The organism is Kitasatospora purpeofusca, assembly GCF_034043715.1.
GTDB lineage: Bacteria > Actinomycetota > Actinomycetes > Streptomycetales > Streptomycetaceae > Kitasatospora > Kitasatospora purpeofusca_A.
On record NZ_JAXCLC010000062.1, the window covers coordinates 1 to 20266 of the forward strand.

Consider the following 20266-nt stretch of genomic DNA (forward strand, 5'->3'; position numbering starts at 1 on the left):
ACTCCTGAGGGCACTCCGGGTGCGGAGTGGAGCTACGGGGAATTGAACCCCGGACCTCTTGCATGCCATGCAAGCGCTCTACCAACTGAGCTACAGCCCCTCGTCGTCCGGATTTCCCGCTTCCCTTCCGGGCCGCGTTCCCTCCGTGCGAACGAGGAAAACTCTAACCGGTCGGACCCGGAACTGCGAAATCCGCCCTTCCCGGCCCCGCTCCACACCCTCACCACGGACACCGCCGCGGACACCGCCGCGGCACGTCACGGACATCGCCCGGACACCGTCCGGACCGCGCCCGGGCACCACCCGGACACCGTCCGGACGGTGTCCGGACCGCTCAGGTGTCGTCGCCGATAACCGGCTGCGGCAGGGTGCCGGCGTTGTGCTCCAGCAGCCGCCAGCCCCGCGCGCCGAGGCCCAGCACGGACCAGCAGCAGTTCGACAGCCCGCCGAAGCACTCCCACAGCTCCGGCTCCAGGCCGAGCATCCGCCCCAGCACGGTGCGGATGGTCCCGCCGTGGCTGACCACCACCAGCGTGCCGTTCTCGGGCAGCTTGCCGACCGCGTCGAGCACCACCGGCACCGCGCGGTCCGCGACCTCGGTCGCGAGTTCGCCGCCGCCGCGCCGGACGGGTTCGCCCTGCGACCAGGCCGCGAACTCCCCCGGGAAGCGCTCGCGGATCTCCGCGTTGGTCAGCCCCTGCCAGGTACCGGCATAGGTCTCGCGCAGGCCCTCGTGGTGCTGCACGTCCAGGCCGGTCACCTTGGCCAGCTCGTCGGCGGTACGGCGGGCCCGCGAGAGGTCGGAGGAGACCAGCAGGTCCGGCCGCAGGCCGGAGAGCAACCGGGCGGCCCGCTGCGCCTGCAGCACGCCCTCCTCGGTCAGCTCGATGTCCGTGGTGCCCTGGAAGCGCGACTCGAGGTTCCAGGAGGTCTGGCCGTGTCGCCAGAAGACGATGCGCGGACCCCGCGCCTCCCGGCTCAGCTGTAGTCCTCGGCGCCGAAGTCGTCCGCCGGGGCCTGCTCGACCGGTGCCTGGGCGTTGCCGGCCGCGTCGGCGTGGGCCTCGGGGCGGTTGCGGGAGGCGATGGCGTCCTCCGGCAGCGGCAGCTCCGGGCAGTCCTTCCAGAGGCGGTCCAGCGAGTAGAAGGAGCGCTCCTCCGAGTGCTGGACGTGCACGACGATGTCGAGGTAGTCGAGCAGGACCCAGCGGCCCTCGCGCTCGCCCTCGCGGCGCACCGGCTTGATGTCCAGCTTCTCGCGCAGCTGGTCCTCGATCTCCTCGGCGATGGCACGGACCTGGCGGTCGTTGCTCGCGGAGGCGATCAGGAAGGCGTCGGTGATCGACAGCACCTCGCTGACGTCGAACGCGACGATGTTGTGGGCCAGCTTGTCGGCCGCCGCCTGGGCGGCGACGTTGATGAGTTCCTGGCTGTGCTCAGTGACGGTCACGATGTACTTCCGGCTCGGCTGCTTGGGGTCGCCCGGCGCACGGGGCGCGGGGATCGCCTTCCAGGATCTCACGCCGCCCCGGCGGCCCCGGAACCGTTTTCCGGGACCGCCGGGCCGAGGGGCCGACTGACCGCCGGGCCGAGGGCCGACGGGGCGCGGGCCGCGCGGACGCGGGGCGCCCCGTCGGGCGGCCGGGGCTACGGGGCCTTGGGCGGCGCGTAGTCCTTACCGACCACCACGACCAGGTCGGCGTTCTGGGCGTCGGCGACCTTCTTCACCGCCGTCTCCGGCAGGTTGAGGCTGGTCGCGAGGGACTTCGCGGCGGCCTGCCGGGCGTCGTCGGTGTAGCGGATCTCACTGGCGGCCTGCGGCGCGGCCTTGGCCCCGCCGGGGACGAAGGTGAGGCCCGCGTTGACCACCTGGACCTGGGCGGCTGCCGCCGCCTGGTCGTTGCCGGAGGCGTCCTGGACGGAGACCCGGGCGGGCGCGTCGGCGCTGGTCGCGGACTTCACGGTGCCGCCGAGCACGTCCTTGACCTGCTTGCCGGCGGTGGCCTCGTCCAGCGAGCCGTCCGGCTTGACGGTCAGCGCGGCGGTGCCGAACTGCCCGCTCTTCGACTGCTGGGCGAGCTGGGCGAGCACTCCGGCGAGCGCGTCCTCGGGCAGGGAGGGGTCGAGCACCGCGTTCATCCGGTGCACATCGTCCTTGGCGTCCTTGAACACGACCGGCATCGTGCGCACCACCGCGTCCATCACCTGGCCGAAGCGGGCGAGTTGGGCGTCCCGGCTCTCGCCGGCGTTCTGCAGGGTGGCGTAGCCGACCGCGGCCTTCCCGCCGAGCAGGGTGTTCTTGCCGGCGGCGGCGAGCACCTTGCCGTCGGGCCGGCCGCCCTCGTGGACCTCGGCGTCGGTGTCCACCCGGACGCCGCCGAGCTGGGTGACCAGCAGTTCCAGGTAGGGGGTGTCGAGCCGCCAGGTGCCGGCGACGGGGGCGCCGAGCACGGTGGTCAGGCCGTCCCGGGTGCCGGAGGCGCCGAGGGAGTCCATCGCCTGGCCGACGGTGGTGACCGGCGGGTCGCCGGGGCCGGGCAGCCGCAGGGTGTCCGGCAGGAGCAGCACGGTGCCCTTCTTGCCGGCGCTGTCGTTGACCAGCAGCGCGCTGGAGACCTTGCCCTGGAGGTCGCGCAGGTGGACGACGTTGACCTGGCGCGGCCCGGCGGCGGCCGTGGCGGCGTCGCCCTTGTCGCGGGTGAACCAGAGGTAGCCTCCTGCGCCGGCACCGGCGACCGCGGCCACCGCGACGAGGCCGACCAGCCGGTTGCGGAGCCTGCGGCGGCGCTCGGCGCGCACCTCGCTGCGGGACTCGGCGAACTTGAGCCAGTCGATGACGTCCTCGGACTCCGCCTCCTCCTCGTCGACGAAGGTGAACTCGCCGGTGGCGTAGTCGTCCTCGGCGCCGCCGGCGGTCCTGGACCGGGTCTGGCGGGAGCCGCCGACCTGCTCGGACGGCGGTTCGGGGCGGGCCGGGGCGGGCGGCCCGGCGGCGGGACGCGGCACCCGGGCCCGCGGGGCCGCCGGGGCGGCGGGCGTGGTCGCGGCCGGCTCCGGCTCGGCGACGGCCGGCATCGGAGCGGTCGCGTACGCCTGCGCCGGGGGCTGGGCCTGCGGCTGTGCCAGTGACGGGGACTGGGCGGGCGCCTGCGGCTGCTCGTACGGCTGGGGCTGGTACCCCTGCTGCTGGTACTGGTCCTGGTAGCCGTAGCCGCCCTGCTGCTGGTACCCCTGGGCCGGCTGCTGCCCGTACTGGCCGGGCTGCTCCCGCGGCTGCTGCGGCTGCTGCGGCTGCTGGTAACCCTGCTCGTAGCCCGGTTCGTAGCCCTGCTGGTAGCCCTGCTGCTGGTACTGGTCCTGGTAGCCGTACTGGCCCTGCTCGTAGGGCACGGACGGCGCCGGCTGCCCGTACTGGTCGTACTGATGCTGCTGCTGGTGCTGCTCGTGCTGTTCGTACTGACCCGAAGGGCCGTGCTGCCCCGACGGGTCATAGATCCCGGGCTGCTCGTACTGGTCGTACTGCTGCTGCTCGTAGCCGCCCTGCTGCTGGTACGGCTGGTACTGCCCGGTCTGCCAGTCGTCCGGCTGCCCGGGCTGCTGCCCCTGCGGTCCCCTGCGCTCGCTCATCCGTCGGCCCCTCCGGGATCAGGTCCGGTGCGGCGCGTAGAGCGCCCGCTTGTCGATGTAGCGGACCACGCCGTCCGGGACGAGGTACCAGACCGGCTCGCCCTTGGCGACCCGGTCCCGGCAGTCCGTGGAGGAGATGGCCAGCGCCGGGACCTCCACCAGGGAGACCCCGCCCACCGGAAGCCCGGCGTCCGTCAGAGTGTGCCCCGGCCGGGTGCAGCCGATGAAGTGGGCGAGCGAGAAGAGTTCCTCGGAGTCGCGCCAGGAGAGGATCTGGGCGAGCGCGTCGGCGCCGGTGATGAAGAAGAGGTCGGCGTCCGGGTGCAGCGCCCGCAGGTCGCGCAGGGTGTCGACGGTGTAGGTCGGTCCCTCGCGGTCGATGTCGATCCGGCTGACCGAGAACTGCGGGTTCTCCGCGGTCGCGATGACCGTCATCAGGTAGCGGTCCTCGGCCTGGCTGACCTCGCGGTCGGTCTTCTGCCAGGGCTGCCCGGTCGGGACGAAGATCACCTCGTCCAGGTGGAACGCGCTGGCGACCTCACTGGCCGCGACCAGGTGCCCGTGGTGGATCGGGTCGAAGGTGCCACCCATGACGCCGAGACGACGCTTCACCGGCGCCGGTACACCGGGACTCCCGGTCTGCTCTCCCATGGCGCCACACCTTACGCGACGCCCGTTACGGTGCGGGAACGGCCGGGTGCCGGGCGTCCCGGGGGCGGTTGCGCACCCCGGGCCACCGTCGGCCGGGTCAGCGGTCCCGGTTGAAGCGGGTGGTCACGAAGAGCAGCAGCAGAAGGACGAAGAACGCGGCGCCACCCGTCAGGTACGGGTTGAGGCTGTCGTGGTTGCCCCCCTCGCTCTCGTTGGCGAGAAGGTTCAGGACAGGGAGTGCGGCGGCAGTGCTCATGGTCGGCGGGACCTTCTCGGCTCGGATGACGGACAGGGGTGTCGTGCGGGCCGGTGAGGGCCCACCCGTCATCGTACGGGGGGTTGCAAGGCAACCGCTCGGCGGCCCACCACGTCTGAACCGCCGTGAGCACTCGGCCGGGCACGCCCCGCCGCGGGCCCGGTCAGCTGTTGCGGCCGGCCCGCAGCAGGATCCAGGCGAGCAGGCCGACACCGACGAAGGAGGCGATCAGGATGATCCGCAGGAAGATCCCGGGGCCGTTCTCGCCGGAGATCGGGGCGGCCAGGCTGACAAGGGCGGCGGTGGACATCGGCGGGCTCCTCGGACTGCTCGGTGCCGCGGCCGGAGGTGGCCCGGCTTTCCCCGGGCATTCAGGGTAAACCGCCCTCACGCCGGGGCCGCCCACCGCCCCTGCGGACACCGTCCGCGCCGCACCGACGGCCGCCCGGACGGGCCGGGACCCGCTCCCGGAGGGCCGGAGCCGGCCCCGAACGGGCGCCCGGCGGCACGTAGGGTGGCCGCGGGGACGAGTACGCAACCACGGACGTTGGACAGACAGTCGTTACAGGCGAAGGACCAGCGGGGGCCGGCCGGGTGCCGGGGCCACCGTCGACAGGAGGTACTCACACCATGACCGACCCGATCGCGAAGACCCCGAGCCGGCGCCGTCAGCGCTTTCCGGAGATCTCCACCCGGGCCTGGGAGCACCCGGCGGACCGTTCCGCGCTCGTCGCGCTGCGCAAGCTCACCGGCTTCGACGACGTGCTGAAGAAGCTCGCCGGCCTGGTCTCCGAGCGCTCGATCCGGCTGATGTTCCTGGCCACCGCCGTGAAGACCTCCGAGCGGCAGTTCCCCGAGCTCTACAGCATGGTGCGCGACGCCGCCTACGTGCTCGACCTCGACAAGGTGCCGGACCTCTACGTCAGTCAGGACCCGACGGTCAACGCGTTCTGCATCGGCATCGACACGCCGGTCATCGTGGTCACCAGCGGCCTGGTCGAGCTGCTGGACGAGGAGGAGCTCCGCTCGGTGATCGGCCACGAGGTCGGTCACGCCATGTCCGGCCACGCGGTCTACCGGACGATGCTGATGATCCTCACCAACATCGCCGCCCGGATCGCCTGGGTGCCGCTCGGCAGTCTGGCGATCATGGCGATCGTCACCGCGCTCAAGGAGTGGTTCCGCAAGGCCGAGCTCTCCAGCGACCGGGCCGGCCTGCTCGCCGGGCAGGACCTCCAGGCCTCGATGCGGGCGCTGATGAAGCTGGCCGGCGGCCACAACCTGGCCGAGATGAACGTCGACGCCTTCCTGGAGCAGGCCGAGGAGTACGAGAAGGCCGGCGACCTGCGCGACGGCGTGCTCAAGCTGCTGCAGGTGCTGCCGCAGAGCCACCCGTTCGCGGTGGTCCGGGTCGCCCAGCTGAAGAAGTGGGCCGAGAGCGAGGACTACCGCTCCATCCTGGCCGGCGCCTACCCGCGCCGCACCGACGACCCGAACACCTCGGTCGGCGACCAGTGGCGGGCGGCGGCCGACCACTACACGACCTCGGTGAAGGAGAGCAAGGATCCGCTGATGGGCCTGATCCGCGATGTCGCGGGCGGCGCGGTGACGGTCGGCGGCAAGCTCCGCGACACCTTCACCGGAGCCCGCGCCAACGGCAACGGCAACGGCAACGGCAACGGCAACGGCAACACCAACGGCACCGGCAGCACCGACGGAAGCGGCAGCAGCAACGGCGGGTCCGGCACGAACTGAGCCCGGCCCCGCCCCCGCGGCGAGCCTCCGGCGGCCCCCGGTCACCCCGACCGGGGGCCGCCCCCGTTCCGGGCCGCGCCCACCGGCCAGACCCTGCCGACCAGACCCCTCCGGCCAGACCCTGCCGACCAGATCCTGCCTGCCAGACCCCGCTGGCCAGACCCCGCCGAGGGACTCAGCCGCCCGCCAGCACCCCGCACACCTGCCAGGCCGGCCGGGCATGGTTGCCCGGATCCACCGCCGACGGCCCACTGGGCGGCGCGGCGGGATCCGTCCCGGCCAGCACCGGCTGCACCACCCCGGCCAGCGAGCCGTCGCACGGCGCCGGCCCCGCCTGCAGCACCGAGTCGACCAACCGCAGCTGCGCCGCCGCCAGGTCGACCCGGTCGAACTCGAAGGTCAGCTGCCGCCGCACGGTCTCCAGGGTGACCGGCGCACCGGCGGGCGCACCGGCGGCCTTCAGCGCGTAGACGAAGGTGTGGTCGGTGGTGATCCGCAGAGTGCCGCTGTCCGCCTCGTCGATCCGCATCGCCCCGGCCACCTTCACGGTGTCGGCGGCCAGCGCGACCTGCGCCGGGTCGAAGCGGACCAGCCAGCCGGTCAGCGCGTGGTGCCGGTCGTCGGTCGGCTGGAGCAGGCTCGCGTCGAACTGGGCCTGCTCACCGGGTGTGACGAAGGACCGCACCTCCGCGGTCGCCCCCTGCACCAGCACGGCGGGCGACAGCGAGGAGGCCACCAGATAGCGCTGCACGGTGTCGAGGGCCTTGGTCACCTCGATCCGGGAGAAGTGGCCGCTGGCCGCCCCGGCGGGCGTCCCCAGCCCGACCGCGCCGTCGCTGTAACCCGGAGGCAGGGCCACGAACGGGTTCGCCGGGTCGGCCACCGGACGGACCGACGAGGCCGGGCTCAGCGCCACCAGGCTCACGGTCAGCTGGGTGCCCTGGGGGCGGGCGGTGGGCCGGGTCGGCGAGGTGACGCCGAAGTACACGGCGGCGCCGAACGCCAGCAGGATCACCAGCAGCAGGGCCAGCGCCTGCCGGGGCACGCTGCCCAGCGGCCCCAGCCGGACCTTGGGCCGGGTGGCGCGGGCGAAGGAGCCGGAGAGCCGCTCGCGCGCGGACAGCTCCTGGATCCGGGCAGCCCGGACGAACGATTCGTCGAACACGACGGACCGGTACTCGTCCTCGTTCTCGGAACCACCGTCGGGCGCACCCTCAGGAGGCTCGCGCGGGTCACCCATGACACCAGGGTAAGGCGCATCCCGGCCCCGCCACGAGGGTCCTGCGGCAGATCACCGGAAGCTCTCCGTGACCGGTGGCAGCCGCCCCGGGGCGCGCCGGACCGACCTGCCCGCCGGGCAGTGGCTCAGCCCGCCGGGCCGGTGACCACCAGCGACGGCTCGGCCGGCGGCGGCACCGGGTCGACCCCGGCACTGCTGCTGCCGGACTCGGGCCGCCGGGGGGTACCGCCGGCCCCGCCCACGCCCTGGTAGATCGCCGCGACCGCCACCGCGACCAGGCTCACGCCCATGATCACGGCGAGCACCCAGGCCACCGGCCGGTGCCAGCGCTGCTGGGCGACGTACCGGCCGCGGCCGGCGCCGATCGGGTCGAATCCGCCCGGGCGCCAGCGCCGCGAACGCCGTCCGGTGGCCCGGCCGGGGCCGGACCACGGATCGGGATAGAGGTGGTCGTCGTCGAGCCGGCTCGGGTACGGGCGCAGCTCCAGTGGCAGTCCGTCGACGGCCGGGGGTTCGAAGCCCCAGCCGGGTACGGCCGCGTCCGGCTCGAGCCGGGCCTCGGCGGCGGCGAGCTGCCGCTCCTTGGCCGTCGGCTCGTGCACGGCGGCGGACCGGACGAACGCCTCGTCGAAGACCACGGTGGCGAACTCGTCGTCCGCACCACCGTGGTCGGCACCGTCGGGGTACGGCAAGCCCCCCACATCGTCAGCCACGGATTCAGCGTATTACCGGGCGGGCGATTTGTCTGGGGCTCGGGCCAGTTGGTCCGTCGCCCGTGTGACGGCGGGGTCGCCGGGCCCCGGGCGGGGGCGGTTCAGCCGGCCTCGGCGGCGCCGCCCACGGTCTGCGTCGCCTCGCCCCGGACGTGGCCGTCACCAGTGACGATGTACTTGGTGCTGGTCAGCTCGGGCAGGCCCATCGGGCCCCGGGCGTGCAGCTTCTGGGTGGAGATGCCGATCTCGGCGCCGAAGCCGAACTCACTGCCGTCGGTGAACCGGGTCGAGGCGTTGACGGCGACCGTGGTCGAGTCGACGAGCTTGGTGAAGCGGCGGGCGGCGGTCTGCGAGGTGGTGACGATGGCCTCGGTGTGGCCGGAGGTCCAGCGGCGGATGTGCGCGACGGCGGCGTCCAGCGAGGGGACGACGGCGGCCGCGATGTCGTACGACAGGTACTCGGCCTCCCAGTCCTCGTCGGTGGCGGGCAGCACGGTGGCGCCGGTGCCGTCCGCGGCCTTGAGCACCGCCTCGTCGCCGTGCACGGTGACCCCGGCCGCGGCGAGCGCGGCGAGCGCGAGCGGCAGGAAGGCATCGGCGATGTCCTGGTGGACGAGCAGGGTCTCGGCGGCGTTGCAGACGCTGACCCGCTGGGCCTTGGAGTTGAGCAGGATGCCGACGGCCATCGCGAGGTCGGCCTCGGCGTCCACGTAGACGTGGCAGTTGCCGGTGCCGGTCTCGATGACGGGGACGGTGGAGCCCTCGACGACGGTGCGGATCAGCGAGGCGCCGCCGCGCGGGATGAGCACGTCGACCAGGCCGCGGGCGCGCATCAGCTCCCGCACGGACTCCCGGCTCTCGCCGGGGACGAGCTGGATCGCGTCGGCCGGCAGCCCGGCCCCGGCGACGGCGTCGCGCAGCACGGCGACCAGGGCGGTGTTGGAGCGGTAGGCGGAGGCCGAGCCGCGCAGCAGCACGGCGTTGCCGGACTTCAGGCAGAGCGCGGCGGCGTCGGCGGTGACGTTGGGCCGGGCCTCGTAGATGATGCCGACCACGCCGAGCGGCACCCGGACCTGACGGACGTCCAGGCCGTTCGGCAGGGTGTAGCCGCGGACGACCTCGCCGACCGGGTCGGGCAGGCCGGCCACGTCGCGGACGTCGGAGGCGATGGCGGCGATCCGCTCCTCGGTGAGGGTGAGCCGGTCGACCACCGACTCGGGGGTGCCGGCCGCGCGGGCCCGGTCGACGTCCTCGGCGTTGGCGGCGGTGATCTCGGCGGCGCGGGCGACCAGGGCGTCGGCGATCGCCCGCAGCGCGGCGTCCTTCGCGGCGCGCGGCAGCGGGGCGAGCGCGGCGGCGGCCTCCCTGGCTCGGCGCGCTACGGCGAGGACGGGGCTGTCGGCGGAGGCGGGGGCGCTGCTCATGCGCCCAGGGTAGTGGAGGCCGTCGCCGCTCCCCCGCCCCGTTTCGCCCGGTGAGACGACGTTTCCGGGCCCCTGCCGCTCCCCGGCCCCGGCCTCGCCGCCGGGGCGCCGAGCACCGACCGGCCGACCGGCCGACCGGCCGACCAACCGGCCGACAACCCGACCGGCAGCCCGACCGGGCAGCCCGGCCCTCAGTAGGGGTGGACGCCGCCCAGCTGCGGGGGCGGGCCGGCGAAGCCCTCGGCGACCCGCTTGTGGTACGTCGCCCGGTCGACCACCTCGAGACCGACGATCTCCCACGGCGGCAGCTTGGCCGTCGCCTTGTGCTCGCCCCACAGCCGCAACGCGATCGCCGCCGCGTCGTGCAGGTCCCGGGCCTGCTCCCAGTAGCGGATCTCGGCGTGGTCGGCGGCGTAGCGGGCGGTCAGGAAGAACGAGTGGTCGTGCGCCAGCCGCTCCAGCCCGGCCCGCAGCTCGGTCAGCGGGGTGACCGGCCCGGCCACGCTGAGCACCACGTGCCAGAGCCTGGCCTGGTCGGGCGCGGCGGGCGGTTCGGCCGAGGTGCTCCGCTCCGTCGGGAGCCGGCGCACCGTGCCGGGACCCTCCGGCGGACCGGCCGGTCCGCCGGGGCCCTCGTCCCCGCCGCCGTCGATGCTGGTCAGCCGTCGGCCCGCGGTTCCTCCGGTCAGCGCTGCCTCGCGCCTGCGTTCCACCGGCGGCCTCCTGTTCGGCGATGTCGTGTCGTCGTGCCCGCCGGCCCCGGCCGACGCGGATCCGACCGCGCCCCTCCTCGCCCGTGGCCGGGCGTGCTCCCCGCGCGGAGCCACCCCTTTCCCCGGCGGTCCGACGGCGGGTCAGCCGCGCAGGACGACCAGGTCGTCGCGGTGGACGACCTCCCGCTCGTAGGCGGCGCCGAACTCCTGGGCCAGGTCCCGGGTGGACCGGCCGAGCAGGCGGGGCAACTCCCTCGCATCAAAGTTGACCAGTCCGCGCGCCACGATGTGGCCGTTTTCGGCAAGAAGGTCCACCGGATCGCCCGCGGCGAACTCGCCGTCGACCCTGGTGACCCCGGCGGGCAGCAGTGAGGCGCCGCCGGAGACCACGGCCTCGACGGCCCCGGCGTCGAGGTGCAGGGTGCCGCGCGGGCTGCTGGCGTGGGCGAGCCAGAGCATCCGGTCGGAGGAGCGGCTGCCGGTGCGCAGGAACAGGGTGCCGGTGGGGCGGCCGGCGAGCGCGTCGGCGGCGTGGCTGGCCGCGGTGAGGACGACCGGGATGCCGGCGCCGGTGGCGATCCGGGCGGCCTCGACCTTGGTGACCATGCCGCCGGTGCCGACGCCCGCCTTGCCGGCGCTGCCGATCTCGACGCCGTCGAGGTCGTGCGGGCCGGCGACCCGGGCGATCCGGCTGCTGCCGGGGCGGCTGGGGTCGCCGTCGTAGAGGCCGTCGACGTCGGAGAGCAGCACGAGCAGGTCGGCGCGGACGAGGTGGGCGACGAGCGCGGCCAGCCGGTCGTTGTCGCCGAACTTGATTTCGGCGGTGGCTACGGTGTCGTTCTCGTTGACGACCGGCATCGCGCCCATCGCCAGCAGCTGGTCCAGGGTGCGGTAGGCGTTGCGGTAGTGGGCGCGCCGGCTGGCGTCCTCGGCGGTGAGCAGGACCTGGCCGACGCGCAGCCCGTAGCGGGCGAAGGAGGCGGTGTAGCGGGCGATCAGCAGCCCCTGGCCGACGCTGGCGGCGGCCTGCTGGCGGGCGAGGTCCTTGGGCCGCCGCTCCAGGCCGAGCGGGGCGAGGCCGGCGGCGATGGCGCCGGAGGAGACGAGCACCACCTCGGGGGCGTCCGGGCGGTTGCGGACCTTGGCGAGTGCGTCGACGAGGGCGTCCACCCGGTCGGCGTCGATGCCGCCGGCGGCGGTGGTGAGTGAGGAGGAGCCGACCTTGACGACGATGCGCCGGGCGGTCAGCACCTCCGCCCGCAGTTCGTCCTCGCTCATCTCGGGTCTCGCCCTTCCGGTGTGGTGCGCTGGCGGGTGTGGTGCGCTGGCGGGTGTGGTGCGCTGGCGGGTGTGGTGCGCTGGCGGCGGGCCCAGCCCGGCCCGGCCGTATCCCCCGCAATCTACGCGATCGGGCCGGGCCGCCCGCACCGCGTTCCAGCCGCCGGACGGCGCGCGGCTCCCCGGCCCCGGGCCGGGAGGCACCTTCGCCGCGCGCGGCGGGAACAGCCGGACAACACGCGAGCCCCCGCCGCCCGTTGACGGGGCGGCAGGGGCTCGCGGCGGGTCGGGACGGGGACTCAGTGCTCCTCGTCGTCGCCCTCGATGGAGTCCTGACGGCCGCTGGAGAGCGCCTCGAAGGCGAGGTACTCGGCCTCGGCGGAGTCCCGGCCCTTCTGCTTCTCGCGACGGCGGTCGACGGCCGGGCGCTGGGTCTCCAGGCGGTGGTCCTCGCCGCGACGGCCGAGCATCTCGGCGCCGGCGGCCATGGTCGGCTCCCAGTCGAAGACGACGGCGTTCTCGTCCGGGCCGATGATGACGGTGTCACCCTCGTGGGCGCCGACCTTCCACAGCTTGTCCTCGACGCCGAGGCGGGCCAGCCGGTCGGCGAGGTAGCCGACGGCCTCGTCGTTGGAGAAGTCGGTCTGGCGGACCCAGCGCTCCGGCTTGACGCCGCGGATGCGGAAGGTGCCGTCCTCCTCGGTGATGGTGAAGCCCTCGTCGTCGACGGCCGTGGGCCGCAGCACGATCCGGGTGGACTCCTCCAGCGGCTTGGCCGCGCGGGCCTCGCCGACGATCTGCGCCATCGCGAAGCTGAACTCGCGCAGGCCCTTGCGGGAGGCGGCCGACACCTCGAAGACCCGGTAGCCGCGCTCCTCCAAGGAGGCGCGGGTCAGGTCGGCGATGTCCTGGCCGTCCGGCACGTCGATCTTGTTGAGGGCGACCAGCCGCGGGCGGTCATCGAGGCCGCCGTACTCGGCGAGCTCGGCCTCGATGGTCTCCAGGTCGGTCAGCGGGTCGCGGCCGGGCTCCAGGGTGGCGCAGTCCAGCACGTGGACGAGGACGGAGCAGCGCTCCACGTGGCGCAGGAACTCCAGGCCGAGGCCGCGGCCCTGGCTGGCGCCGGGGATGAGCCCGGGGACGTCGGCGATGGTGTAGACGGTGTCGCCTGCGGTGACCACGCCGAGGTTGGGGATCAGGGTGGTGAACGGGTAGTCGGCGATCTTCGGCTTCGCGGCGGAGAGCACGGAGATCAGCGAGGACTTGCCGGCGCTCGGGTAGCCGACCAGGGCCACGTCGGCGACGGACTTGAGCTCCATGACGATGTCACGGGCCTCGCCGGGCTCGCCGAGCAGCGCGAAGCCGGGCGCCTTGCGGCGGGCGGAGGAGAGCGCGGCGTTGCCGAGGCCGCCCCGGCCGCCCTGGGCGGCGACGAAGCTGGTGCCGTGGCCGACCAGGTCGGCGAGTACGTTGCCCTCCCGGTCCAGGACGACGGTGCCGTCCGGCACGAAGAGGACGAGGTCCTGGCCGAGGGCACCGGTGCGGTGGGCGCCGGCGCCGGGCTTGCCGTTGGTGGCCTTGCGCTTGGGCGAGTGGTGGTATTCGAGCAGGGTGGTGACCTGCGCGTCGACGGTGAGGACGACACTGCCGCCGTCCCCGCCGTTACCGCCGTCCGGGCCGCCGAGCGGCTTGAACTTCTCGCGGTGCACGGAGGCGCAGCCGTGGCCCCCGTTGCCCGCGGCGACATGAAGTTCGACGCGGTCCACGAAGGTGGTCATGGGTGTGCCTCCAGTGCGAAGAAGTCAGTGTTCTACCTGTAAAGCATGAAGGGTGGGCCGGAACATTCCGGCCCACCCTTCACTGTGAGTCTGGTGTGACTCAGGCCTCGACGGCCACGATGTTGACGACCTTGCGGCCGCGGCGGGTGCCGAACTGCACAGCACCGGCGGTCAGCGCGAACAGGGTGTCGTCGCCACCGCGGCCGACACCGGCACCCGGGTGGAAGTGGGTGCCGCGCTGGCGGACGATGATCTCGCCGGCGGAGACGACCTGGCCGCCGAAGCGCTTCACGCCGAGGCGCTGGGCGTTCGAGTCACGGCCGTTACGAGTAGAGCTTGCGCCCTTCTTGTGTGCCATTTTTCGCTATCCCCTTTACTTGCTGACCGAGTCGATGCTGGTGATGCGCACCGCGGTGTGCTTCTGGCGGTGACCCTGACGGCGACGGTAGCCCGTCTTGTTCTTGTAGCGCAGGATGATGATCTTGTCACCCTTGGTCTGGTCGACCACCTCGGCGTGAGCCTTCACGCCGGCCAGCACCCACGGGTCGGAGGTGACGGCCTCGCCGTCGACCACCAGAATGGTGGAGAGCTCCACCGAGTCACCCGGCTTGGCCTCGATACGGTCGATCTCCAGCACGTCGCCGACGGCAACCTTGTGCTGGCGGCCGCCTGCGCGAACGATCGCGTACATGCGGTACCTACTTTCCCAACTCGGTCGGAACTCTCGATGCCAGCCACCTGGGTACGGACACAGGGGCCTCCCCCGTCCCCCCTCGCGGGGAGTCGTCCTCTTGCGAGGACCGGGAGGTGATGTGCTCGGGAGCAAGGCGTAGACACGCCAGTGGTCAAGAATACGGGCCGGTCGCCGCTGGAGCAAACCGGCCCGTACGGGTCCCGGGCGGAGGGTGTCCGCCCGGGACCGGGCACTACTCGGCCGCCGTATCACCCTCGGCGGCCGCCGCCTTCTTGGCCGCCGCGCTCGTCCGCTTGGTGGCGGTCTTGCGGGCGGTGGTCTTCTTCGCCGCCGTCGCCGTCTTCTTGACGGCGGCGGTGGTCTTCTTGGCCGCGGCCTTGCGGGGCGCCCGCTTCTTCGGAGCCGGCGCCTCCTCGGCGGGCTCCTCGGTCGCGTCCGGACCGGTCTCGGTCCCGGCAGCGGCCTCGGCGGCCTCCGGGGCCTCGACGGCGGTCGGCTCGGCCACTGCGGTCACTGCCTCGGTCACTGCCTCGACCGGAGCCTCCTCGACCGCGGCCGGCTCGGCCTGCGGCTTCTCGGCCGTGACCTCCTCGACCGGGGCCTGCGCCGCCGGGGAGACGGCCGCCAGGGCCGACTGCAGGGCCGCCTCGGCCTTGGCCTGCAGCACCACGATCTCCGCCCCGCCCGGCGCACCGGCCGGAGCCGTCGCCTTGCGGACCGCCCGACGGCGGGGCCGTCCGGTGGGGGCGGCGGCCGGAGCCTCCACCGTGACCTCGACGACGACCGGCGCGGCGGCGACCGGCTCGGCCACTGCCTCGGCCTCGCCCGGCACCTCGATCGCCAGCTGGCCCTCGATCTCCTCGCGGACCGGCGCGGACTCGACGAACTCGAAGTCCTCGGCGACCTCGAAGGCCTCCTCGACCGAAACGGCCTCGGCCGCCTCGACGGCCTGCGACTCCTCGGCCCCGGCGCCGCCCTTGCCCCGGCGCCGGCGCTTGCCGCTGCCCGCACCCGCCTCGACGACGGCCGTGCCGCCACCGGTGTGGGCGTGGGAGTGGGCGCTCGGCTGCTCCATGTGGACGATCACGCCGCGGCCGTTGCAGTGCACGCAGGGCTCGGAGAAGGACTCCAGCAGGCCCTGGCCGACCCGCTTGCGGGTCATCTGGACCAGGCCCAGCGAGGTGACCTCCGCCACCTGGTGCTTGGTCCGGTCCCGGCCCAGGCACTCCAGCAGACGGCGCAGCACCAGGTCGCGGTTGGACTCCAGGACCATGTCGATGAAGTCGATCACGATGATGCCGCCGAGGTCGCGCAGCCGCAGCTGGCGCACGATCTCCTCGGCCGCCTCGATGTTGTTCCGGGTGACCGTCTCCTCCAGGTTGCCGCCCTGGCCGACGAACTTCCCGGTGTTGACGTCGACGACGATCATCGCCTCGGTGCGGTCGATCACCAGCGAGCCGCCGCTGGGCAGCCAGACCTTGCGGTCCAGCGCCTTCATCAGCTGCTCGTCGATCCGGTAGGTGGCGAAGACGTCCACCTCGGAGGTCCAGCGCTGGAGCCGCCCGCCGAGGTCCGGGGCCACGTTGGAGACGTAGTCGTGGATCGTGCTCCACGCCTCGTTGCCGGAGACGATGACCTTGGTGAAGTCCTCGTTGAAGATGTCGCGGACGACCCGGACGGTCATGTCCGGCTCGCCGTAGAGCAGCGCCGGGGCGTTGCCGGAGGCGGCCTTCTTCCGGATGTCCTCCCACTGCTGCTGGAGGCGCTGGACGTCGCGGGTCAGCTCGTCCTCGGAGGCGCCCTCGGCGGCGGTGCGCACGATGACGCCCGCGTCGTCCGGGACGATCTTCTTGAGGATCTGCTTCAGACGGGCGCGCTCGTTCTCCGGCAGCTTGCGGGAGATGCCGGTCATCGAGCCCTCGGGCACGTAGACCAGGTAGCGGCCGGGCAGCGAGATCTGGCTGGTCAGACGGGCGCCCTTGTGGCCGATCGGGTCCTTGGAGACCTGGACCAGCACGGACTGGCCGGACTTGAGCACCGACTCGATCCGGCGCGGGCCGCCGTGGCCGCCCAGCGCGCCGAAGTTGACCTCACCGGCGTACAGGACCGCGTTGCGGCCCTTGCCGATGTCGACGAACGCGGCCTCCATCGACGGCAGCACGTTCTGGACCTTGCCCAGGTAGACGTTGCCGACGTACGAGGTGGCCTGCTCCTTGTTGACGTAGTGCTCGACGAGCACGCCGTCCTCGAGGACGCCGATCTGGGTGCGCTGGCCGTTCTGACGCACCACCATGACGCGCTCGACCGACTCGCGGCGGGCCAGGAACTCGGCCTCGGTGATGATCGGCACCCGGCGGCGGCCCAGCTCGCGGCCCTCGCGGCGGCGCTGCTTCTTGGCCTCCAGGCGGGTGGAGCCCTTGATGGACTGCACCTCGTCCGGGTCGAACGACGGCTCGGTGGAGCGGCGGCGCGGCTCGCGCACCTTCACCACGGTGCGGACGCCGTCCTCGGTGGTCTCGGCGACCTCCACGGCGCCGGCCTCACCGCTGCGGCGGCGACGGCGGCGGCGACGGCGCGAGGAGGACAGGCCGGCGGCCAGGTCGTCGTCGTCCTCGTCGTCCTCGTCGTCGACGACCACGACGGCCGGCTCCTCGACGGCGGACTGCTCGGCCTCGGGGGCCTCGACCTCGCCCTCCTCGGCCTCACCGCGACGGCGGCGGCGACCGCCCCGGCGGCGACGGCGCGACGGGCGGCCGTCCTCCCACTCGTCCTCGGCCTCCGGGCCGGTGGCGGGGGCGGCGACGGTCGGGGCCTCCACGGCGGCGGGCGCCTCGACCACGACGGGGGCCTTGACGGCGGCCGGGGCCTTGACGGCGGGCGCCTTCGCGGCGGGGGCCTTCGCGGCGGGGGGCTCAACCTGCCGCTCCACGGCGGCGGCGCGCCTTCCCCGGCCCGGGGTCTGCACCCGCACCGAGGTGCGGCGACGGCGGCCGACACCGCTGTACTCGAACTCCTCCTCCTCGCGGCGCGGCGCGGCTGCGGCGGACTCCGCCTCGACGGCGGCCGGCCGCGCGGCGGCGGGGGCCTGGGCGGCCGGAGCCGCCGGTGCCGCCTGGGCCGCCGGCGGAGTGGCAGGAGTGGCCGGAGTGGCCGGGGCGACGAAGGGGGCGGGCTCCTGGAAGACCGGGGCCTGGAAGATCGCGGTGGACGGGCGGACCGCGCGACGGCGCACCCGCTGCGGCGGCTCGGCGGCCTCGACGACCGGCGCCGGGGCGACCGGCTCCTCGACCGGGGCCTCCTCGGCCACCGGCTCCTCGGCGGGCTCCTCGGCGGGCTCCTCGGCCACCGGCTCCTCGACCACCACGGGGGCGGCCTCCTCGACCACCCGGCGACGGCGGGGGCGGCGAGCCGGGGCGGCCGGCTCCTCCACGACGGCGGGGGCCTCCACGGCCACCGGCTCCGCCGCGGCGGCGGGCGCCTCGACCACGGGGGCGGGCGCCTCGGCCACGGGGGCGGCCTCGGGCTCGGCCTTCTTCCGGGTCCGACGGGCCCGCACGGGCTTCTCCGCCGGCTCCGTCGCGGCCTTGTCGGCCTTCTCGGCCCTCGGAGCCTTCTCCGCCTTCGCGGCGGCGGCCGGGGCCGGGGCCGGCTCGGCCTCCGGCGCGGTGACCACGATCGCGGAGGCTTCGGGCGCTCCGGCGGGCGCCTCGGCCCGCTTACGGGTGCGGCGGGCCCGGACCGGCTTCTCCGCCGACTCGGCGGCGGTGTCCTCGGCGACCGGCGCCTCGACCGGACGGGTGCCCTCGGCCTCGGCCGGGACGACCGTCTCGGCGGCCTCGGCGGCAGCGCCCTGCGGCGCTCCCGCCGGGCGGGACACGGCGCGACGGCGCCGACGCGGCGGCGCGGCGGACGCGCTGTCGCCGCCGGCCGCGGCGGTGTCGTTCGGTTCCGTTGCCGCAGACTGCTGCGGATCGGTGTTATCGAGCATGCGGGTGGATCTCCCGTCAGGCCCCCGGGCTCTTCATCCGCGCACGGCACGACACCGGTGGCCGGCCGGCATCACGAGGATGCTCGGCCCGGACCCTCTCACGGTGCCGCCGCGCGGACGCGAGGCCGCACAGGGGCTCGTAGTCTCGCTCGGCGCCCCGCCCTCGGCGGGGTGTCGAAAGTCTTCTGGTCTGACCAGTCTTCTGAGGTTTTCCCAAAGCTGCGCCGTCCCCCAACCCCGGGTGGCTCCCGGACGGGGTCCTCGGGCCCACCGACCATCGGGGTCGGCGGGCCGCAAGAGGCCGGCCTGTGCTTCGACGACGCTCGCTCCCCTGGGGAGCAGCGGGGGCCTGGAGGACCAGCGGGCCCAGTGGGGAACTGGATCCGGCCTCCGCCCGCTAGGCGGACGCGGTTGCGCGCGGCTCGCCGGCCGCCAGAGGGCCGGCCTGGGCCGCGGCGCGGTCGAGCGCCAACGGGTCGGTCACCGTGCCGGTCCCCTCGTCGAGCGGCCCCTGCGCCAGCCTGGTCACCTCTGCGGGGACCGGCGGCGCCAGGTCGGCCGTCACACGGAGACCGGACAACACGTCGTCGGGTCGTACGGCGGGTGTGGCGTGTCGTACTACCAGGCGCAGTATCGCACAGGGATGCCCGGTCCGAACATCGCGGGTCTCTTCGCCCTCCGCGTCCGCACCGCCGTCGACCTGCGGCGGGAGGAGCTCGAGAGCCGCCACCGCCCCGCGCGCGTCGAAGACCCGCAGACCGTTCTTGGTGAGGCGTTCGACCTCGACCCGCTCCTCGGCGAGGAACAGGGCGACCGCGCGGGCCGCCTCCTGCGGCTCGACGCCGTCGAGCCGCACCTGCCACTCGGAGGCCTCCAGGCGCTCCACGAAGTTGGGCGTCCGCACCTCGACCGCGTCGATCACGTCCAGCCCCTCGGGCAGCGACTCGTCCAGTTGGACGCGCAGCTCCTCCGGGTCCCGGTGGGCCGCGAGGCCGATCTCGAGGTACTCCGCCTCACTGGCCACACCGGTCGGCGCGGCATTGGCGTAGGAGACCTTGGGGTGCGGGGTGAAGCCGGCCGAGTAGGCCATCGGCACCACTGAGCGGCGCAGGGCCCGCTCGAAGGCGCGCTGGAAGTCGCGGTGGCTGGTGAAGCGGAGCCGGCCGCGCTTGGTGTAGCGGAGACGGATCCGCTGCACCGTCGGCGCGGGCGGCGGACCATCGGGCGTACGGCGTGCCAGGGTCGCTCAGTCCTTCGTCAGTGGTCCGCGTCCGCGGCGGCGGCGGTTTCCCGCCACTGTCCGGACTCTTGCACCTCAAAGGGTACGCGCCCCCACCCACCCCTCGCTCCGCACCTGCCCACTTGGACCCCGCCCTCAGTCGAGCGATCCCGGCTCCGCCAGCCACCGGGTCTTCAGCCCGGTGTGCTTGGCGACGGTCTCGAAGTCCCGGTCGTAGTGCAGCACGGTCAGCCCGTGGTGCAGCGCGGTTGCGGCCAGGAGCAGGTCCACCACACCTGCGGAGCGGTGGGCTCCCGACTCAGCCAGCGCGAACCGGAGTTCCCTGACACGGCGCCATACATCGTCCGGCGTGACCCACCAGGTGTACAGGCGGTCGAGCTGTACCGACATTGCCCGCATCTCAGCAGCCGAACGGGCGGAGTAGAGCAGCTCCGCCTCGACCGCCGAGCACATGCCGACCCGCCCGCCGGTCAGCGCCTCGCTCCACAGCGCCAGTGCCGCAGGCCGCGTCACCAGTCGCGCCGCAGCAGACGAATCGATCAGGAAATCTTCCTGCTCTCCCATTCGGCCCCACCCTGCTTTCCCCGCCACGCCTCGTCCTTGAAGTCCGGCTCCAGCGTCCGGTCGAACGCGCCGTCCCCAGCCAGCCGCACGAGTTCCTTCAGTGCGAGCTCCCTGCGGCGCCGCGCCCCTATCTCGATCAGGGCCGCGTTCACCGTGTCCTTCTTGGTGGTCGTTCCGAGCACCTCGGCAGCCAGAGCCAGAGCCTCGTCATCGATATCGATGACCGTCTTAGACATATGACACACCACCCTTCACGTATACACATATCCTCCCATAGACACCACCCGAGCCGCAAGCCTTTAGAAGTGATCGAAGCCCCCTCGGAGATATCCGAGGGGGCTTCGAG

At 73.8% G+C, this 20266-nt stretch carries 19 protein-coding genes and 1 tRNA gene; 1 reads left to right on the forward strand and 19 read right to left on the reverse strand.

Annotation, left to right across the window (positions count from 1 at the left end; translation table 11 throughout):
* Positions 1–27 precede the first annotated feature (27 nt).
* The 7 genes from SM793_RS27185 to SM793_RS27215 all read right to left on the reverse strand — a co-directional run bounded on the left by SM793_RS27185 (position 28) and on the right by SM793_RS27215 (position 4843).
* Positions 28–100 (reverse strand) — tRNA-Ala (locus SM793_RS27185).
* Positions 101–334: 234 nt separating this feature from the next.
* Positions 335–982 carry a histidine phosphatase family protein gene (locus tag SM793_RS27190; protein WP_320440968.1) on the reverse strand — a complete coding sequence of 216 codons (648 nt, stop codon included), beginning with the start codon at positions 980–982 and terminating at the stop codon, positions 335–337.
* The gene (rsfS, locus tag SM793_RS27195) at positions 979–1449 is read right to left on the reverse strand and encodes a ribosome silencing factor (protein ID WP_320440924.1); all 471 of its coding nucleotides are present in this window, start codon (positions 1447–1449) and stop codon (positions 979–981) included. The genes SM793_RS27190 and rsfS overlap by 4 nt, the downstream gene beginning before the upstream one ends.
* A 197-nt stretch (positions 1450–1646) precedes the next feature.
* Complete coding sequence (locus SM793_RS27200) at positions 1647–3626, reverse strand: LytR C-terminal domain-containing protein (RefSeq protein WP_320440925.1); 1980 nt, start codon at positions 3624–3626, stop codon at positions 1647–1649.
* 18 nt (positions 3627–3644) lie between these two features.
* Positions 3645–4277, reverse strand: coding sequence for a nicotinate-nucleotide adenylyltransferase (gene nadD / locus SM793_RS27205; RefSeq protein ID WP_320440926.1), 633 nt, complete (start codon positions 4275–4277; stop codon positions 3645–3647).
* Positions 4278–4374: 97 nt separating this feature from the next.
* Positions 4375–4533: a hypothetical protein gene (locus SM793_RS27210; protein ID WP_167349791.1), complete on the reverse strand. Its 159-nt coding sequence runs from the start codon at positions 4531–4533 to the stop codon at positions 4375–4377.
* A 163-nt stretch (positions 4534–4696) separates the two neighbouring features.
* Positions 4697–4843, reverse strand: a complete 147-nt coding sequence (locus SM793_RS27215; RefSeq protein WP_320440927.1) for a hypothetical protein — start codon at positions 4841–4843, stop codon at positions 4697–4699.
* 320 nt (positions 4844–5163) lie between these two features.
* Here SM793_RS27215 and SM793_RS27220 point away from each other — a divergent pair, with 320 nt between their 5' ends.
* Positions 5164–6288, forward strand: a complete 1125-nt coding sequence (locus SM793_RS27220) for a M48 family metallopeptidase (protein WP_320440928.1) — start codon at positions 5164–5166, stop codon at positions 6286–6288.
* A 175-nt stretch (positions 6289–6463) separates the two neighbouring features.
* On the opposite strand, the gene SM793_RS27225 is transcribed toward SM793_RS27220, so the two are convergent.
* From SM793_RS27225 to SM793_RS27280, 12 genes are all read right to left on the reverse strand, one after another.
* A complete protein-coding gene (locus SM793_RS27225) occupies positions 6464–7528 on the reverse strand; it encodes a hypothetical protein (RefSeq protein WP_320440929.1) in 1065 nt (354 codons plus the stop codon).
* 125 nt (positions 7529–7653) lie between these two features.
* On the reverse strand, positions 7654–8241 hold the full coding sequence (locus SM793_RS27230; protein WP_320440930.1) for a hypothetical protein: 588 nt from the start codon (positions 8239–8241) through the stop codon (positions 7654–7656).
* A gap of 101 nt (positions 8242–8342) precedes the next feature.
* Positions 8343–9665, reverse strand: a complete 1323-nt coding sequence (locus tag SM793_RS27235; RefSeq protein WP_320440931.1) for a glutamate-5-semialdehyde dehydrogenase — start codon at positions 9663–9665, stop codon at positions 8343–8345.
* A 191-nt stretch (positions 9666–9856) separates the two neighbouring features.
* On the reverse strand, positions 9857–10378 hold the full coding sequence (locus SM793_RS27240) for a hypothetical protein (RefSeq protein WP_320440932.1): 522 nt from the start codon (positions 10376–10378) through the stop codon (positions 9857–9859).
* Positions 10379–10519: 141 nt separating this feature from the next.
* Positions 10520–11656, reverse strand: a complete 1137-nt coding sequence (gene proB / locus SM793_RS27245) for a glutamate 5-kinase (protein ID WP_320440933.1) — start codon at positions 11654–11656, stop codon at positions 10520–10522.
* A gap of 299 nt (positions 11657–11955) precedes the next feature.
* Positions 11956–13434: a GTPase ObgE gene (gene obgE, locus SM793_RS27250; RefSeq protein ID WP_320440934.1), complete on the reverse strand. Its 1479-nt coding sequence runs from the start codon at positions 13432–13434 to the stop codon at positions 11956–11958.
* Positions 13435–13534: 100 nt separating this feature from the next.
* Positions 13535–13792: a 50S ribosomal protein L27 gene (gene rpmA, locus SM793_RS27255; protein ID WP_030397425.1), complete on the reverse strand. Its 258-nt coding sequence runs from the start codon at positions 13790–13792 to the stop codon at positions 13535–13537.
* A 15-nt stretch (positions 13793–13807) separates the two neighbouring features.
* Positions 13808–14125: a 50S ribosomal protein L21 gene (gene rplU / locus SM793_RS27260; protein ID WP_320440935.1), complete on the reverse strand. Its 318-nt coding sequence runs from the start codon at positions 14123–14125 to the stop codon at positions 13808–13810.
* A gap of 235 nt (positions 14126–14360) precedes the next feature.
* A complete protein-coding gene (locus tag SM793_RS27265) occupies positions 14361–18116 on the reverse strand; it encodes an Rne/Rng family ribonuclease (protein WP_320440936.1) in 3756 nt (1251 codons plus the stop codon).
* Positions 18117–18513: 397 nt separating this feature from the next.
* The gene (locus SM793_RS27270; protein ID WP_320440937.1) at positions 18514–19314 is read right to left on the reverse strand and encodes a TIGR03936 family radical SAM-associated protein; all 801 of its coding nucleotides are present in this window, start codon (positions 19312–19314) and stop codon (positions 18514–18516) included.
* 177 nt (positions 19315–19491) lie between these two features.
* The gene (locus SM793_RS27275) at positions 19492–19920 is read right to left on the reverse strand and encodes a PIN domain nuclease (protein ID WP_320440938.1); all 429 of its coding nucleotides are present in this window, start codon (positions 19918–19920) and stop codon (positions 19492–19494) included.
* Positions 19896–20156 (reverse strand): type II toxin-antitoxin system VapB family antitoxin, encoded by a 261-nt coding sequence (locus tag SM793_RS27280; protein ID WP_320440939.1) that lies wholly within the window; start codon positions 20154–20156, stop codon positions 19896–19898. The genes SM793_RS27275 and SM793_RS27280 overlap by 25 nt, the downstream gene beginning before the upstream one ends.
* Between the last annotated feature and the right edge of the window lie 110 nt (positions 20157–20266).

Bases quoted from the DNA above. Each gene is read 5' to 3' on its own strand.
- SM793_RS27220 (WP_320440928.1), top strand. From the start codon at position 5,164: ATGACCGACCCGATCGCGAAGACCCCGAGCCGGCGCCGTCAGCGCTTT.
- SM793_RS27235 (WP_320440931.1), bottom strand. From the start codon at position 9,665: ATGAGCAGCGCCCCCGCCTCCGCCGACAGCCCCGTCCTCGCCGTAGCG.
- obgE (WP_320440934.1), bottom strand. From the start codon at position 13,434: ATGACCACCTTCGTGGACCGCGTCGAACTTCATGTCGCCGCGGGCAAC.
- SM793_RS27265 (WP_320440936.1), bottom strand. From the start codon at position 18,116: ATGCTCGATAACACCGATCCGCAGCAGTCTGCGGCAACGGAACCGAAC.
- rpmA (WP_030397425.1), bottom strand. From the start codon at position 13,792: ATGGCACACAAGAAGGGCGCAAGCTCTACTCGTAACGGCCGTGACTCG.
- SM793_RS27215 (WP_320440927.1), bottom strand. From the start codon at position 4,843: ATGTCCACCGCCGCCCTTGTCAGCCTGGCCGCCCCGATCTCCGGCGAG.
- SM793_RS27280 (WP_320440939.1), bottom strand. From the start codon at position 20,156: ATGTCTAAGACGGTCATCGATATCGATGACGAGGCTCTGGCTCTGGCT.
- SM793_RS27275 (WP_320440938.1), bottom strand. From the start codon at position 19,920: ATGGGAGAGCAGGAAGATTTCCTGATCGATTCGTCTGCTGCGGCGCGA.
- nadD (WP_320440926.1), bottom strand. From the start codon at position 4,277: ATGGGAGAGCAGACCGGGAGTCCCGGTGTACCGGCGCCGGTGAAGCGT.
- SM793_RS27210 (WP_167349791.1), bottom strand. From the start codon at position 4,533: ATGAGCACTGCCGCCGCACTCCCTGTCCTGAACCTTCTCGCCAACGAG.
- SM793_RS27200 (WP_320440925.1), bottom strand. From the start codon at position 3,626: ATGAGCGAGCGCAGGGGACCGCAGGGGCAGCAGCCCGGGCAGCCGGAC.
- rplU (WP_320440935.1), bottom strand. From the start codon at position 14,125: ATGTACGCGATCGTTCGCGCAGGCGGCCGCCAGCACAAGGTTGCCGTC.
- SM793_RS27225 (WP_320440929.1), bottom strand. From the start codon at position 7,528: ATGGGTGACCCGCGCGAGCCTCCTGAGGGTGCGCCCGACGGTGGTTCC.
- proB (WP_320440933.1), bottom strand. From the start codon at position 11,656: ATGAGCGAGGACGAACTGCGGGCGGAGGTGCTGACCGCCCGGCGCATC.